The organism is Paenibacillus sp. F411, assembly GCF_017582705.1.
GTDB lineage: Bacteria > Bacillota > Bacilli > Paenibacillales > Paenibacillaceae > Paenibacillus_AQ > Paenibacillus_AQ algicola.
The window spans coordinates 24,332-39,912 of record NZ_JAGFIP010000018.1 but is presented as its reverse complement, the minus strand read 5'-3'; the positions used below and the strand labels follow the sequence as shown (position 1 = coordinate 39,912).

Sequence of the window (15,581 nt, the reverse complement as noted above, 5' to 3'; positions counted from 1 at the left end):
GTGTTGAGGATAATGCCTTCATAGCACAAATTACCTCCTTTCGTGTGGCGGAGATAGAGGCACTCCGTGGCTACTTAACAGTCGAAGAAGTGAAGACCGAACTTGGTTTATCCGAAAAGAGTTTGCGAAGATATATTCGGCGGGGACTCATTATGCATAACGGAAAAGTCCCTCGATACGCAGTTGGTTTAATGAGAGATCTCGTTTACTGTATTTTAATGCAGATAGAATACCAGAAAAATATGTTAAAAGAGCAAACAGAAGAAGAATATTTGAAGAACATCAAAAAGAGTATTGCTGAATATGAAGAGGATCATGGAGGTAGTTTTGAAGAACTCTATGGGCATTTAATGACACATGAGATAGATGAAAGGGATGATTCAATGGATCTTACGATTTGGAAAGACCTGATCAAAGAATTGAGAGAGTTACAAACAAAAATGCGAGGTGAGCTGGGATGAAGGTAAAGATCAAATTCGGTGAAAAACGGAAACTAACGCACCTATCGGAAAAATCAACAACAAGGGTAACTGCCGAGCTAAGAATTATGAATAACAAGTTGTTAAATATTGTCAACGAAAGGAAGTTTGGAGGATGACATACCGTCCTGCCTTTTCCCATACGCCCTCGATATTGATTTTTAGGGGACTGAATAATCTTTGAGGAGTTGAGAGTCATGGCTTCTCTTTTTTTTGGTTAATAGTGTTATAATGTTAGTAAATAATTTGCACGGATTTGAGAGGGTTAATTATATGGGGGCCGAGGACTTCTTCATACGCAAAAGAAAAGAATTAGGTATAGACTTAAATGATGTTCAAAAGCAAGCGGTTCTCCAAACAGAAGGACCATTGCTTCTATTGGCATCTCCTGGTTCGGGTAAGACAACAGCCATCATCATGCGTATCGGCTTTCTTATTGAGGACAAAGGAGTTATTCCAGATCGAATAAAGGCAGTTACATTTAGTCGTGCCTCAGCCAGCGACATGATGGAACGGTTCAAACGATTTTTTCCTCAGCTATCTCCTGTTGATTTCTCCACCATACATAGCTTTGCATTTGAAGTTGTTCGAGATCATTTACGTGCTACCAGAACCCCTTTTCAAATAATTGAGGGTGATATCGACTTGGAGGAACAAGAATCCTCTGATTCAAAGATCCCGCCGCTACATAAGAAGATCATATTGCGAAAACTCTTTAAAGCAATTGTCGGCGAAAACATTACAGATGATCAATTGGATGAGCTTACTACCTACATCAGCTTCATCAAAAACAAAATGATTCCGCCCGAAAAGTGACAGTAAGTTGTTACTTGATTCCGTTTAATCCTAATGCTATTCGAAAAAAAGCTGAGTTGATTAAAGGGAAGACGGTTAAACATAGGGTGTTTGGAACGGGATCCATAGTAAAAAGGTGAATGATGAACGTGTTCATGTTCGATTTGCTTCAAACGAAAAGGCATTGTCGATTGCAACCTGCCTGGAGATGGGACTATTAGAGCCAGTATGAACAATAAGTTATGTATGGGATCGAAATAATCAGGTTCTCCGATTTCGATCCCTTGAATTGATTACAAGTATCCTTACACGGAACTTGAAAAGCTATTTAGAAGCGGGAAGGTGTTAAATTTCTGAATCGGAAAGGTCTGGTTTAGGGCAGAGAACTAGAAGCTCAATAGGGTTATAAAAGTAACAATATTACATTTATATTGACAGTTCCCTATACTCAGATTAGTATAATCTACAAAAGATATAAGGAAGGTGATCGGAAATGAATCCGATATGTAATTCGTACTTAAATAATTCCAAAAGAATCGAATGAACCACTTAGTCGAATGGCGACTGAGTGGTTTTTTTAATGGAGTTTTGTAAGCAACACTATAATGGAGGTGTACTCGATGAGGATGGTATTAGGCAAGTTGAAGGAGCGGTGGATTGTACAGAACCTTGTTATAGAGCTGGTTGCTGATTTACTTATGCTTTCTTCGGGCATTGTGATCGGCTACTACTTAAAAACGCTGATGTTTTAAGGCTGGAGAAAGAGTTCAGACGACTGGACGCTGGCTGTACGAGGTGGGGAGTCGGATAATTATTGTATATTTGGTCGAATTATCAGTTGAACAAAAGCTGGCTGTCAATGATGTAGTAAATGACTTGGATGATGATGAGTTTGTTATCTTGCTACAAAATGATCAAGCAATTCACGGAGAGAAGATGGGAGGGAAGGTCGTTATCAGAGAGGTGCTTTATTATGTTTGAAGTAGAGGGAAAGGGGAAGAGGAAGAACTTATGAGCAAACGATTAATCAAGGATGAAGCCACTTGGATCTTGGGTCAAAGCTACGGTATGACGAAGGCTATGCAAAGATTTATGGATCATTACTTTGACCAGCTAAAGGCGGAGTATTTCAAGAAGTTGCGGGAGTTACAAGATCTGGACCTTGTTGATAAATTGAACGATGCTATATTCTCAACAAGAACTAATAGGGATGACCTCGTTTTAATGCTGAACTTGATACATGACCAGCATCAGGAACAGATGAAGAGGAATTGTGAAAATGCTCAAACACCAATAGAGTAATTGCTGTCTAATAAAAATAACGAGAGGAGATAAAGGTATGGAGAATAAAGTAAGTGACCTTTTACCAAAACTCTAAAAACAAGAATTAGATGAGAAACATGGGACACACACACAAGTTTAAAAGGAAATGGGATTTGTGGGGGGAGTAGCCTTTGGACCCGATGGAGAAGAAAGGGATAGACTCGCTGTCTGCTTGATCTACAACATGGGATTACGGTACTTCCTTGGATACTACCAGAGGAGTCAAAGGGTATATTAAAGGAGCTTTTAGAGGCTGAGAACAAGGACGATGGTTAAATAAACAATGTTATAATATACCTAGAGCTGAAACCGCCTGAATGGACTAATATGGCGGTTTTTATTTATGGATTGGGGGCAGGGATATTGAAGTTTTTCATCACGGATATACACGGTGAGTACAACGGACTGGAGTTACTGTTGAAGCATGCTGAGATCGATTTTATGAAGGATCAGGTTGTGTTTGGGGGCGATTATATCAACCGAGGAAAGCAGAGCGGGAAAGTTATCAGAAAGGTTAAGGAGCTGGCTGAGGCATATCCCAATAATGTGGTCGCACTAATAGGCAACCATGAGGAAATGATGAGAGATTATTACAGGAGAAGGGATAGACTTTGGCTTAACCATGGCGGTCAGGATACACTAATGGATTTTGAAAAAACATTCTCCAAAACAGAAATGGATGACCATATAGAATGGGCGAGTAATCTGCCGCTGGTTTATGAGGATGACGAGTTCGTTTACACGCACGCTGGATTGAATCCATTTGAGCCTCTGGATAAGCAAAACAGAGAAATACTCTGGATGTCAGAGTCCGACTTTTATAGCATCTCAAAGGAGAGTCTTTTTGGCTTAACTAAGAGCAAGCCAGTAGTCCATGGGCACACTCCTGTTGAAAGAATCTATTATGATGGTGTCAGACTAAATTGCGATTTGGGATCGAATACATATATGATCGAAGAGGAACGGGGAATAGGTCTGGTGAACCTGACTGAAATGACATATCTCGTTTATCGGCAATCACAAAAGAAAATAGAAAAGCGGGAGATTGCAAAATTTTAAGTAGTGAATAGTGATTAAAGAGGAGGATGCAGGGTGTTGGAACGTCAAAAGGTAAATTATCGAGATGAGATATTAGCGGCTGTACACGAGATCGTGAAAAGGAAAGGGCAAAATAAGTTCGAAGTAAAAGAAGTCATCGACTATATGGTAAGTAAGAATCCGAACTATAACGAATCGACCATTCGGACACATATTGGGTCGAGGTGTTGCGTGAACGCAAATGCTAATCATGCTGTAACGTATAAAGACTATGAGCGAATTGGACATGGAGTATATCGATTGTATGAACCAGCATCCAGTGACATAAGAAAGCTCTACTTCGTTGATGTAAATACACAAAATAACTATTTGCTGGCACTGGACGTTCAAGTGGAGGAAGGTGATGGGAAGGCAAGGGTTAGTTTCTTTGATACAAATAGGGGCAGAGGATTCGAAGGTGAAATGTTGGTTAAAGAAGAAGGCGGTTTTGTCTTTTTGACTGAGCAACGACAAGTTATGACATTTCGAGTAGCGACTCTGGACGAGTTCAATTTGGTTTGGCGGCGAAAAATTGAAGGAAGTGTACCTGACTTTAGGACGGATGAGGGGTTGTATGAGTGGTACTACAAACAATTTGCATAATTAGAGTAGATTGCTGTTTTGGCAAGGAGCGTGGGATGGCTTGGTGCATGTTAAATTATGCGTAATGTGTGGCTGTACGGACGTTCCGCCTGCCGAGCTGGAAGTTAAAGTGAAGCACAATCACATCATAAGTATCAATGTTCGTGGAGCACGTTGTAAAGAATGTGGCGAGAAATATTACGATAAGCAGTCGTTGAAGTTGATCGAAGAGCTTGAGAAGGAAGAGAATTGATAATGAATTAGCAGTGTAACGACATCTTCCTGATTGTACGGTTTAAATCCGCTAACTTGAGCGTAATTTGCATTGGAATTCGGATTAAATGCATATGACTTGCATAACAGTTATGAATAACTTCGGATGTGTGCGTCTGGGGACAATACAATACATATGTATTTGTTATGGAAAAGTTATGACGATATATGAACTGATTATGAACTGCTTCCCTTGAGGTGTGATTAATTCATACATACTCGATTACACAACAAGGCTCATGCAGATTTTTTGTGAAAGAAGCCCAAATAACATTCGCCGCTATAAATAAGATTCCATGGCTGACGGTTGCCCGCAGTCAATTGGGGACTTAAATTATCATTTAGGCAAGCGTTGTTCCTATACTTACATCTTGTTATACTAAAATGCAAACGAATGTTCTTGTGTGAGGTGATAGAAGTATGGATTGGAAGAGATATGATCGGTTTAAAAATTGCTTACACCAACTTATGAAGGCATGCCTCCAATAACCAAATGGAGAGCATGCCTTTTTTAATACAGTTCGGAAATGAACGGGATTGAGTTGGTCTACTGAAAAAGATGGAGGTGTAGTATATCAAGATTATAATGACAGATCATGCCTTGTTACGGTGTAGTCAACAAGGACTGGGACTATAAAGACATAATTAAGTCTATTCGTGGTATCCCGTAAACAAGAACGAAGAGTGATTGCCAAGCTGGTCAATGCTTATGATATAAGGTTCGCAAAGAGCAAAGGATTCTCACTATGAGATATGCAGAAAGGAGTCAATCAACAATGATGGATGACAAAAAGAAGGGGATTTCCGCATTAGGTATTGCAGACGAAGAGGGTAAAAGCGGCGGTGGATTCGCTGTTGCTGACAGCTTCGGAATTTTGATTCGGCACTACAGAATGAAAGTAAAGGATCTGTCCTTAAAACAACTTGAAGAATTGAGCCAGGTATCAAGTTCGTACATCAACAGATTGGAGCGAGGCGAAAAAACGTCGCCAAGCTTACCTGTTGTATTTTCATTAGCCGAAAGCTTGGAAATTCCCTACAGTGTTCTCATGGCGACTTTATTCCAAACGTCGGAAAGCAATGAACAACCATCAATATCAGATGTCCTAATTCAAAGCAATTTCGTCCTAAACAATCAAGAGTTGAGTAAAGAGGCACGTTCAACTCTAATCAGGATTAACGAGTTTCTGGTGGATTGCAAATGGAATGCCGAGACGAAAGTGAAGGAGTTGTATATGCTTTCTGAAATGCTGGACGAATTTAAAGCGGCAATATAAGTGGATGAGGGGGAGGGAAGCTTTGCCTTCCTTCTTCTTATTCTTATTGGGGGGGAAATGGTTGAGTAGATATGGATCCGAGAAGGAGTTTATTCTGACGTTGTTTTTACTGAAGCATCCTCAGTATTTGGAGAGTCTAATTGGGCAAAAGTTAGAACAAACAGAAGCAGAGGTCCCGATTGGTAGACGGAAAGTCGATTTGTATGCAGTTAATCTATCACGGAGATTGCCGATATTCATAGAAAGTCAGGTAAATCCATCTGATAAACGACATTTAATGAAGGTACTTGAGATTATCGATGCGACATCAGAAGGTACTATTGTCTGGCTTGCTTCTGATTTTCAACAGTGTCATCTTGAAGAAGTGATTGGATATATGAAAAGTCAGAAACATAAATATATTGATTTTTTTGCATTACGTCTAACTCAGGAAGCTATCAAGCGGTCAAGTGAAGTTAACAAGCTTTATAAGCTTGATGTATGGAATAACTTACACAGAATTGGAAGTTCTCAATATCCGCCGCTGGAAACATATTATGCATATTCCCAGGTTCCGTCTGCTCATACTGGTCGGGCAATAGCGAAAGTAAGCTATGATTTTGAGCGTGTTGAGGATGTGAAACAATACATGCTTGAAAAGTTTAGAATACACATTCCCTACTTGACCAACGTCTGGAAATCGAAAAAGCATAACAGTAATGATTGCCAACTCTCAATTGGAGGTGGCAGAGGCGGAGTAAACTTTAAAGTGAGTGCTCGAAACAAATATGGACATGCATCGATATACCTACATTTCGAGGAATGTCAGAAGAAGCTGTACCATACCTTCGAGAGCAGGATTACGGAACTTCAGAAGGATATACACCCCTTGCTAAAAGCTGAGATTCGAAAAATAGGGGTTAGTTTTAAGCCAGACAGTGATTTGGATACTACGATCATTAAGCTATCTCAACTTTTTGATAAAATGTTGAAGACGATGGGACCAGAATTGTATGCAGGTCTTAGATAAAGGTCGAAAAAACCGCTGAACAAGCGGTTTTTCTTTTTAAGGCACTAAGGTATAATCGAGGAATAAGAATGAAGTAAGAATTGAGTATAAATGGTGATACTTATGAGGTGGTCACATGGAACTAAAGCTTTTCTATAAAACGCAAAGGGAACTCGCCATGGCAGTTAACGAAATTATTGATGCCTATTGGGATAATAATGTAAGCGAAGATTTGCTGAAAAAGAACATAGCAAACATGTATAAAAACAATCCACAGAAGATTTTGAAACAAGCGGAATTCACCACAATTCTCAAGCAACAATGTGGCAAACGACGGCTGGAGGTTGTTGAACGGGTACTCACTATAACTGGAATGTTAGAGGATGAAAAATCCACTGAAGAAAAAGCAGGGAGTTGAATCATGTCTACAGAATTAGAATATAGTGCCACCTTAACTGGGGCTTCATTCATGTTCTATGAATTTAAGCAGGTCGTAAGTCTTAGGTTGAAGGGGTTTAGCGAGCAGGAGATAAGGCAGAAGGTTTTATCCGAGAATTTGTTTCAATATAAAGTTAGTGCGAGCTTAAAACGTGGTTTGCCTTCGATCTTACGAAGGGTAGAGATTCTTGATGAAACCTTATGTCAGATGATTTTGGAGCAATCGTTGGAGACAGGTAGACTCATTAATCTCTATGCCATTATGAAAACGGACAGGCTCTTTTTTGAATTTATGAACGAGGTCATCCGTGAAAAACTCCAAGCGAATGATTATTTATTGGAGAAGAAAGATATCAATCTTTATTTCACATCGAAATCGGAGCAAGACGAAGGGGTCGCAGGTTGGACGGAACAGACCGTCACTAAATTAAAAAATGTCATTCAACGTATCATACTTGAGGCAGGCATTTTGAAAGACAAAAAAACTGGTGAGTTAAGTCGAATACTAATCGATGATCAGTTGAAACAACATTTGATACATATTGGGGACATCGCTTTTGTAAAAGCGATGGGCGAGTGAGGGTAGAGCATGGCTAATCTGAATAGCAGACTTGATAAAATCATACCGAAGATCAGAGAAGACAAGTTTATCGAGGGCAGAGGGCTTGGGAATGAAATCAGTTTCTACGTGTTTGATTATGAGCCAGAAAAGGAACTGCTCGTTCGGGATTATGTCTCACACATTTTAAAAGAGTTCAGTTATGAAGGCTCTAACCGCAGGATTATTGAATTTGACCTGTATAAATTGTTAATCGAAATCGCAAAGGAAAAACGAATATTTGATCGGATCCCCCAAATGGAAGAGAAACAGGGGAAGGATGCTCTTTTTAAAGCAATGGCTAATTTCGCCAAACCTGATATATTTCTTCAAAAGATCAAGGAGCAAATTGCCGATAATAATGTTGTGTTCATTACAGGGGTGGGCAAGGTTTATCCGTTTGTACGTTCCCATAATATCCTTAATAATCTTCAAGAGGTCTTAGATAAAGTTCCAGTCATTATGTTCTTCCCAGGTAAGTACGATGGCTTATCACTGCGACTGTTTGATCGCTTCAAAGATGACAATTATTATAGAGCATTTCGCTTGGTGGACTAATTGGAGGAGGCATTCTTGTGAGAATTAAAGACATGTTCGTTAAAGATATCGAACGTAGTATTAAAGGGGTAATCAAGGTCGCACAGACCGATGAGAATAACATCTATCAAGAACTTGATGAGTATGTCGTGACACGAGAACTCAATAAGCACTTATCTAAGTTTTATGAGAATTATCAGCAGGGGATTGATGGTACTACCGACAAGATGGGAGTTTGGATTTCGGGCTTCTTCGGTTCAGGTAAATCGCACTTTTTGAAGATACTCGCCTATTTGCTTGAAAATAAGAAGGCAAAAGACAAGCGAGCTGTTGATTTCTTTACTGATAAAATACAAGATCCTATCGTACTCGCCAATATGAAGCGAACAGCGAGCGTAGATACTGAAGTTATTCTGTTCAATATCGATTCAAAAAGCTCATTGGACAACAAGTCTAAAGAAGATGCCATCCTTCGGGTATTCACCAAAGTTTTCTACGAGCACCAAGGCTTTTATGGTGATATCCCTGGTGTTGCAGAGATGGAAAAGTATCTGACCAAGGAAGGCGTATATGAGGACTTTAAGCGTGAGTTTAGAGCTGCGGCAGGCGAAGAGTGGGTAGACCGCAGAAACACATTCTACTTTGATGCTGACTATGTAATCGGAGCATTAACCAAGGTTACTTCGATGTCTGAAGAAACAGCTCGTAACTGGTTCGAGAATGGTGTTAATAACTTTGAAATCAGTATTGAGAAGTTTTCGAAGGACGTAAAGGAATATCTCTTTCAAAAGGGGAACAACTTCCACCTGATTTTCCTGGTCGATGAGATTGGGCAATACATAGGTGACAGTAGGCAACTGATGCTTAACTTGCAAACGCTGGCGGAGGATCTCGGAACGCATTGCTCAGGCAAGGTGTGGATTATGGTCACTTCACAGGAGAGCATTGATAGTATTGTGAAGGTGAAAGGTGATGACTTCTCCCGTATTCAAGGACGTTTCGATACCAGACTATCGCTTTCATCGATATCGGTTGATGAGGTTATCAAGAAACGGATTCTCGAAAAGAAGGAGCATGTCGCTGATAAATTAAAGCTTCTTCATCACGAGAAGAGTGCAACACTCAAGAATCTCATTAGCTTCAAGGAAAGCACGGCGGATTTGCGTGGGTTTGAAAATGATTTGGAGTTTGTAGACGTATATCCATTTCTTCCGTACCAGTTTAAGCTCTTACAGAATGTTTTTGAGCAAGTGCGTAAACATGGTAGCTCAGGTAAGAGCTTATCAGAAGGGGAGCGTTCTATGCTTTCTGCCTTCAAAGAATCAAGTTTGCGTTTCAAGAATGCAGAAGAAGGTACATTGATCCCGTTCTATGCTTTTTATGAGACGATTAAAGAATTCCTGAATCCATCTATTTCTCGTGTAATAGATGGAGCGTATGAGAACCCAGCATTGCGTGACGATGAGTTCAACATGGAACTACTGAAAGTACTGTTCATGATTAAATACATTAAAGAACTTCCAGCGAATATCGATAATATTGCAACGCTCATGGTTACACAGATTGACGAGGATAAGTTGGCATTGAAAGAGAGAATTAAGGTATCGCTTCGTAAACTGATGTCCCAAACGCTTATTCAGAAGAACGGCGAGTTCTACCTTTTCCTGACGGACGATGAGCAGGATATTAACCGTGAAATCAAAGCCATGAAGATTGAAGAGGATGTTCTAAAGCGGGAGCTTGCTAATTACATTTATCAAGACTTGTACGATGATAAGAGATACCGCTATTCGGCACAATACCAGTTCTCCTATAATCAGAAGATGGATGAGAAGAACATCGGTAATCAAACATCGAGTATCGGAATCAATGTTCTCTCGCCGCTGTCTGATCATTATGCCAAATCCGAACAAGAGATGATGCTTATGTCTTCTGGTACAGGCGAGATGATTCTAAAATTGGGTGCGAATGAGGCTTATGTTGAAGAAATGGAAGAGGTCCTCAAAATCGAGGAGTATCGAAAGAAGAAAAATCCGACTCAGCTTCCAGAGAGCATTCAGAACATCCTGAACAACAAACAAGCCGAAGCAAGAGATCGTAAGCGGCGGGTACGGGATATGCTGGAAGAGGCGATCAAAGGCGGAACGTTCTTCATCAACGGCAATAAGGCGGAGATCAAGGGATCGACAGTAAAAGAACGGATTAACGCTGGCTTCCTTTCATTGGTCGAAAATGTGTATACGAAGCTTGGTTATGTCAAGCACTTTCTGGAATCAGAAAAGGATCTCAAATCGATTTTGAATAGGAACAATGAGCAACTGACAATAGATGGTGGATCATCTAATGCAAATGAACTGGCAGTTAAAGAAGTCATGGACTTCATCAGCTTACAGGATAGTATTCAAAAACAGGTCCGTGTAAAAATCTTGTTGGATCGTTTCAGGGATAAACCGTATGGCTGGAAGGATCTTGACATTTCGGGTCTGATTGCAGAATTAATGAAAGAACAACGTATCCGCCTTAGACTTACAGCAGAATATTTGGAGCCAGAAGATGGTAATACGGTAAATGCATTGACTAAGGCAAGTGATGTTGACAGGGCTATTGTCACGAAACGAGTCAAGGTAGATGAATCACTTTTAAGAGTGGCGAAGAACATCTGTAAACAAGTGTTCAATAAAACGGATGTTGCTGATGATGAAGATGGTCTGATTAAGAATATACGAGGATTCATCGAGGAACAAGTAAAAGAAATAGATGCACTTCAAAAACGCTACGAAGGCAGGAAATACCCAGGTGGAAGCCTTTTGAATAAAGGGCTTGAGTATTTCGGTGAATTTACGAAGAGTTTGGATAATGTCTCGTTCTTTACTAAATTGCGTGACCTGGAAGATAGCTTGTTGGATTGGGAAGAAGATGTTACCTATGTAAAGAGCTTTTTCGCTACCCAAAAAGATATCTTTGACAAAGGACTTCGTGCAATCGAGAAGTACAAAGAAAATAATGTTTATTTGTCGGGTAACGATATCAAAGACTATGCAGATAAACTTCAAGAGATCTTAACGGAAGTTCAGCCTTATCGCAGAATCAAGGACATCCCTGAGCTTGTTAATAAGATTGATGAACAGATTCAAGGCGTACTTGAAGAGAAGAAAGTTACGGCGAAGAGTGTAATTCAATTGGATATGAATCATCTGACCTTGCGTGCGAATGAAGATGGGGTGTCGGATGAGACGAAAGAACGAATCCAGGCTTACTATGAAAACTTGTTCATTAGTATGAATGAGCTTGTCGACATTTTTAAGGTGGATGCGACAATAACACAAAGCTCAGCTTTCAAAGACAGACAAGAACTCATTATTAATCGTGAAATTCGTGAGTTTGAAGAGAAGCAACAAGTGGAACCGCCAGGGAAAGATGGTGGAGGAGATAACACTAATCTTGTAGTAAAGCCAGTCCCTCAGCGTGAACGTGTAAAGGTGAACGCCTTACTTTCCACCAAGACGCTGAAAACGGAAGCAGATGTAGATATTTTGATGGACACATTATCGGCAAAGCTGAAACAAATTATTAAGAGCAATAAACAGATCGAGTTTATTGATTAGTAAAGTGTGCCGTGGTCTAAGGCCACGGCTTTCTAATTATAGATACATTCCAATATGGGTTGGTGAATAGCACGTTTATGAATAAGACAGCATTGAAAAACTTTGCGACAAATGCTCGTAAAGAATTGATCGAGAAGGTCAAAGCTAAGGCTTTCAGAATTGGGATTACGGCAGAAACCATAAAGAAGGCTCAAATTGAAAGCTCAGATGTAATTTATATTGATGGTAAACCACTTGATACAACTGAGAAAAAACAACGGCAGAAACTCATTTCTCGAATCAAGGAAATTGGGTATCAGCAAGTGGTTGAAGAGGTTGCATATACTTGGTTTAACCGCTTTACTGCGTTGCGTTTTATGGAAGTAAACAACTATCTTCCTACAAAGGTAAGGGTGTTGTCGTCCAATAACGCCGATAGTTCTGAGCCTGACATTATTAAAGAGGCATTGACGGTTGACTTAGATATTAATAAAGAGTTTGTTTATGACTTGAAGGTAAACAACAAAACTGAAGAATTATTCAAATATATGGTCATCAAGCAATGTAACAGCTTGAACAAAGTCCTACCATTCATGTTTGAAACGATTGATGATTATAAAGAAATTCTCTTTCCAGATGGATTGTTAGTAAAAGACTCATTTCTTCGTGAGATGACTGATGTCACAGCGATTTCAGAAATGGACTGGGAACAGGTTGAGGTTATTGGGTGGTTATATCAGTATTACAATAGTGATGAGAAAGACAGAGTTTATGAAGGAAGGGAAAAACATAAAAAAGAAGAAATTCCCTATGTAACTCAGTTGTTTACTCCAAGCTGGATTGTAAAGTACATGGTGCAAAATTCTCTGGGAACATACTGGCTTGAATCATACCCTGAACACAAAGATTTAATAAACAAGTGGGAGTATTATGTAAATTCTGCTTCTACTGAGATTGATTCTGAACATAGCATAAAAAAAGATTTGCGAGTAGAAGACATCAAATGCTTCGATCCTGCTATGGGAAGTGGTCATATTCTCGTATGTATGTTTGATGTGCTTTTTGATATTTACAGTAAGTGTGGATACATGGAAAAAGAGATACCCAGGTTGATCATTGAAAATAACCTGTATGGATTAGACATTGATGACAGAGCTTACCAACTTGCATCTTTTGCTGTCGTTATGAAAGCTATGAAATATAACAAACGATTCTTGAGAAGTATTGACAGAGAAGGGCTACAGCTTAACTTAGCCTCCATACAAGAGGTTAATGATTTAACTGCAACAGATATTTTTTTTATTGCGGGCAATAATGAAGAACAAAATAAAATTATTAATAATTTTTTAATGCAATACCAGGATTCCAAAATTTATGGATCTTTATTGAGGATTGATGATACTGGTCTGTCAATAATTAAAAATCGTTTTGATGAAATAAAGGAAAATCCTGTTGAAGATGTATTTGAAGTTGAGTCACGGGAAAGGGTAATACGAATCTTACCATTATTAATTAAGCAGACTGAAATCTTGACTTGCTCTTACGATATTTTAATTACCAATCCTCCTTACATCAATTCGGGAAGAATGAACACCAAGCTGGGAGAATACTTGACTAAAAATTTTCCTGATTCTAAAACTGATACTTGCACAGCTTTTATGGAGATTGGCTATTTTCTGAAACATCAAGGGTTCTTAGCAATGATTAATCAACATTCATGGATGTTCCTTTCAAGTTTTGAAAAACTAAGAAAGAAAGTAATAAATGGTACAACTGTATATTCAATGTTACATCTTGGTGCAAGGGCGTTCGAAGAAATTGGTGGTGAAGTCGTTCAAACGACAGCATTTGTACTTAGAAACTTAAACATCAAAGATAAAAAGGGTATCTACATTAGACTAACTGATTATAAAGATCCAAAGGAAAAAGAAATAAGAACATTGGAGAGTGTTAGTAATCCGGCTGTTAATTATCGGTTTAGCATTCCCATGAGTTATTTTATTGGAATTTCAGGAGTACCTATAGCTTACTGGATAAATGAAAAAGTGAAAAACATCTTCCAAGATAATGGGAAATTAGGGGAGATTACTGAACCAAGACAAGGCTTTTATAGCGGAGATAATGATAAGTTTTTGAGATACTGGTATGAAATTGAAGATAATAGGTTTACTATAAAAAAACAAGATGCAGGTAAATGGTTCCCATACAATAAGGGAGGAGAATATAGAAAGTGGTATGGAAACAATTGGTACGTTGTCGATTGGGAAAATGATGGTCATGAAATCAAGAATTATAAAGATGGAAATGGCAAGTTAAAATCGAGACCTCAAAATCTTGAACATATGCTTTGTGAAGGAATAACTTGGGGGTTAATTGGTTCTGGAAAGGCATCTTTTAGATATTTTAATCAAACCTACCTCTCAGGTCATAAAGGGCCGTTTATAACTTTTGAAAATCATCCAGAAAATATGCTTTACTGGATTTTAGGAATACTAAATTCTAAAATTGCGGAAGAGTTCTTAAAGATTTTATCTCCTACAATGGGATTTGAGGTAGGGCACGTTAAGAGAATTCCATTGCCACTTGATAAAAGTAGAATAGATCAAGTATCCAGGTTAGTAAAAGAAAATATTGCACTTTTAAAGGATGAATGGGACCGTAAAGAAACTTCGTGGGATTTCACAATGAGTCCATTAATGAATAAAAAATCAAATCTTATGAGTGAAAGTTATTTATACTATACCCAGGAAATCAATGATATCAGGGATTATGTTTATAAAAACGAAGTTGAAATAAATGACCTTGTTAAATCTGCTTATGGGCTTGAAAATGTGCTGGATACTACTGTTAATATTGATGAGGTTAACATTAGTATAGATTCAGCTCAAGAGTCCATTAAATCTTTTATCTCGTATTTCATTGGCTGTTCTTTCGGAAGGTACGGGTTAGAGGAGAAGGGTTTGATCTTTGCTGGAGGAGAATATGAACCTTCACGCTACAAAGTGTTCAAGGCAGATGAAGATAATATTATTCCGCTTTTAACTTCAGAATTTTTCACAGACGATATAGTGCTTCGGTTCTTTGAGTTCGTAAAGATAACTTTTGGAGAAGAAACATTACATGAGAATATTGAATTTATTGCGGATTCTCTTGGAAAGAAAGTAGGGGAATCTGCAAAAGAGACTGTTAGAAGGTATTTAATAAATGACTTCTTCAAAGATCATTTGCAAACATATAAAAAGAAACCTATTTATTGGCTCTTCACATCAGGGAAACAAAAAGCATTCAACTGCCTAATCTACATGCACCGCTATGATAAATCCACTTTGTCGAGAATCAGAACGGATTATCTACATGAGCTTCAGAATCGGATGGATGCAGAGAAGAAGTCCCTTCTTGATGTAATTAATGGGGACGGTACGACTAAGGAAATTACCAATGCCAAGAAAGAGTTGAGATCACTTGATCTGAAGATTGAAGAGCTTCGGGCTTACGATGAGAAACTTCATCACATGGCAGACATGCAGATCGAGATTGATCTCGATGATGGCGTTGCTGTGAATTACACTAAATTCGATGGCTTACTCGCTCCAATCAAATAATTTGGTTACAATGGGGATATGCCAGTTA

At 38.8% G+C, this 15,581-nt stretch carries 13 protein-coding genes and 1 pseudogene; all 14 read left to right on the top strand.

Features of this window, described 5'->3' with window-relative positions; all coding sequences use genetic code 11:
- Positions 1-152 precede the first annotated feature (152 nt).
- The 14 genes and pseudogenes from JJQ72_RS16825 to pglX all read left to right on the top strand — a co-directional run bounded on the left by JJQ72_RS16825 (position 153) and on the right by pglX (position 15,553).
- The gene (locus tag JJQ72_RS16825; RefSeq protein ID WP_208204397.1) at positions 153-461 is read left to right on the top strand and encodes a hypothetical protein; all 309 of its coding nucleotides are present in this window, start codon (positions 153-155) and stop codon (positions 459-461) included.
- A 291-nt stretch (positions 462-752) separates the two neighbouring features.
- Positions 753-1,292 (top strand): annotated as a pseudogene (locus JJQ72_RS16820) (UvrD-helicase domain-containing protein); the annotation flags it as partial.
- Positions 1,293-1,894: 602 nt separating this feature from the next.
- The gene (locus tag JJQ72_RS20675) at positions 1,895-2,026 is read left to right on the top strand and encodes a hypothetical protein (RefSeq protein ID WP_279591741.1); all 132 of its coding nucleotides are present in this window, start codon (positions 1,895-1,897) and stop codon (positions 2,024-2,026) included.
- Between the two features lie 259 nt (positions 2,027-2,285).
- Positions 2,286-2,576: a hypothetical protein gene (locus JJQ72_RS16815; RefSeq protein WP_208204396.1), complete on the top strand. Its 291-nt coding sequence runs from the start codon at positions 2,286-2,288 to the stop codon at positions 2,574-2,576.
- A gap of 384 nt (positions 2,577-2,960) precedes the next feature.
- On the top strand, positions 2,961-3,656 hold the full coding sequence (locus JJQ72_RS16810) for a metallophosphoesterase (RefSeq protein ID WP_208204395.1): 696 nt from the start codon (positions 2,961-2,963) through the stop codon (positions 3,654-3,656).
- A 33-nt stretch (positions 3,657-3,689) separates the two neighbouring features.
- Positions 3,690-4,277 carry a DUF7669 domain-containing protein gene (locus tag JJQ72_RS16805; protein ID WP_208204394.1) on the top strand — a complete coding sequence of 196 codons (588 nt, stop codon included), beginning with the start codon at positions 3,690-3,692 and terminating at the stop codon, positions 4,275-4,277.
- Positions 4,278-4,341: 64 nt separating this feature from the next.
- The gene (locus JJQ72_RS20910) at positions 4,342-4,509 is read left to right on the top strand and encodes a YgiT-type zinc finger protein (RefSeq protein WP_481856865.1); all 168 of its coding nucleotides are present in this window, start codon (positions 4,342-4,344) and stop codon (positions 4,507-4,509) included.
- Positions 4,510-5,305: 796 nt separating this feature from the next.
- Positions 5,306-5,806 (top strand): helix-turn-helix domain-containing protein, encoded by a 501-nt coding sequence (locus tag JJQ72_RS16795; RefSeq protein ID WP_208204392.1) that lies wholly within the window; start codon positions 5,306-5,308, stop codon positions 5,804-5,806.
- A gap of 100 nt (positions 5,807-5,906) precedes the next feature.
- Positions 5,907-6,815 carry a hypothetical protein gene (locus tag JJQ72_RS16790; protein WP_208204391.1) on the top strand — a complete coding sequence of 303 codons (909 nt, stop codon included), beginning with the start codon at positions 5,907-5,909 and terminating at the stop codon, positions 6,813-6,815.
- A gap of 115 nt (positions 6,816-6,930) precedes the next feature.
- On the top strand, positions 6,931-7,212 hold the full coding sequence (locus tag JJQ72_RS16785; RefSeq protein ID WP_208204390.1) for a TIGR04540 family protein: 282 nt from the start codon (positions 6,931-6,933) through the stop codon (positions 7,210-7,212).
- 3 nt (positions 7,213-7,215) lie between these two features.
- A complete protein-coding gene (locus tag JJQ72_RS16780; RefSeq protein WP_208204389.1) occupies positions 7,216-7,812 on the top strand; it encodes a DUF1819 family protein in 597 nt (198 codons plus the stop codon).
- 9 nt (positions 7,813-7,821) lie between these two features.
- A complete protein-coding gene (locus JJQ72_RS16775) occupies positions 7,822-8,388 on the top strand; it encodes a DUF1788 domain-containing protein (RefSeq protein WP_208204388.1) in 567 nt (188 codons plus the stop codon).
- A 17-nt stretch (positions 8,389-8,405) separates the two neighbouring features.
- Positions 8,406-11,972, top strand: a complete 3,567-nt coding sequence (gene brxC, locus JJQ72_RS16770) for a BREX system P-loop protein BrxC (RefSeq protein WP_208204387.1) — start codon at positions 8,406-8,408, stop codon at positions 11,970-11,972.
- Positions 11,973-12,049: 77 nt separating this feature from the next.
- Positions 12,050-15,553 (top strand): BREX-1 system adenine-specific DNA-methyltransferase PglX, encoded by a 3,504-nt coding sequence (gene pglX / locus JJQ72_RS16765; protein WP_208204386.1) that lies wholly within the window; start codon positions 12,050-12,052, stop codon positions 15,551-15,553.
- Positions 15,554-15,581: the final 28 nt, after the last annotated feature.

Excerpts from the sequence above, each read along its gene's own strand:
- JJQ72_RS16825 (WP_208204397.1), top strand. The coding sequence starts at position 153 with ATGCATAACGGAAAAGTCCCTCGATACGCAGTTGGTTTAATGAGAGAT.
- JJQ72_RS16785 (WP_208204390.1), top strand. The coding sequence starts at position 6,931 with ATGGAACTAAAGCTTTTCTATAAAACGCAAAGGGAACTCGCCATGGCA.
- JJQ72_RS16775 (WP_208204388.1), top strand. The coding sequence starts at position 7,822 with ATGGCTAATCTGAATAGCAGACTTGATAAAATCATACCGAAGATCAGA.
- JJQ72_RS20675 (WP_279591741.1), top strand. The coding sequence starts at position 1,895 with ATGAGGATGGTATTAGGCAAGTTGAAGGAGCGGTGGATTGTACAGAAC.
- JJQ72_RS16795 (WP_208204392.1), top strand. The coding sequence starts at position 5,306 with ATGATGGATGACAAAAAGAAGGGGATTTCCGCATTAGGTATTGCAGAC.
- pglX (WP_208204386.1), top strand. The coding sequence starts at position 12,050 with ATGAATAAGACAGCATTGAAAAACTTTGCGACAAATGCTCGTAAAGAA.
- JJQ72_RS16815 (WP_208204396.1), top strand. The coding sequence starts at position 2,286 with ATGAGCAAACGATTAATCAAGGATGAAGCCACTTGGATCTTGGGTCAA.
- JJQ72_RS16780 (WP_208204389.1), top strand. The coding sequence starts at position 7,216 with ATGTCTACAGAATTAGAATATAGTGCCACCTTAACTGGGGCTTCATTC.
- JJQ72_RS20910 (WP_481856865.1), top strand. The coding sequence starts at position 4,342 with ATGTGTGGCTGTACGGACGTTCCGCCTGCCGAGCTGGAAGTTAAAGTG.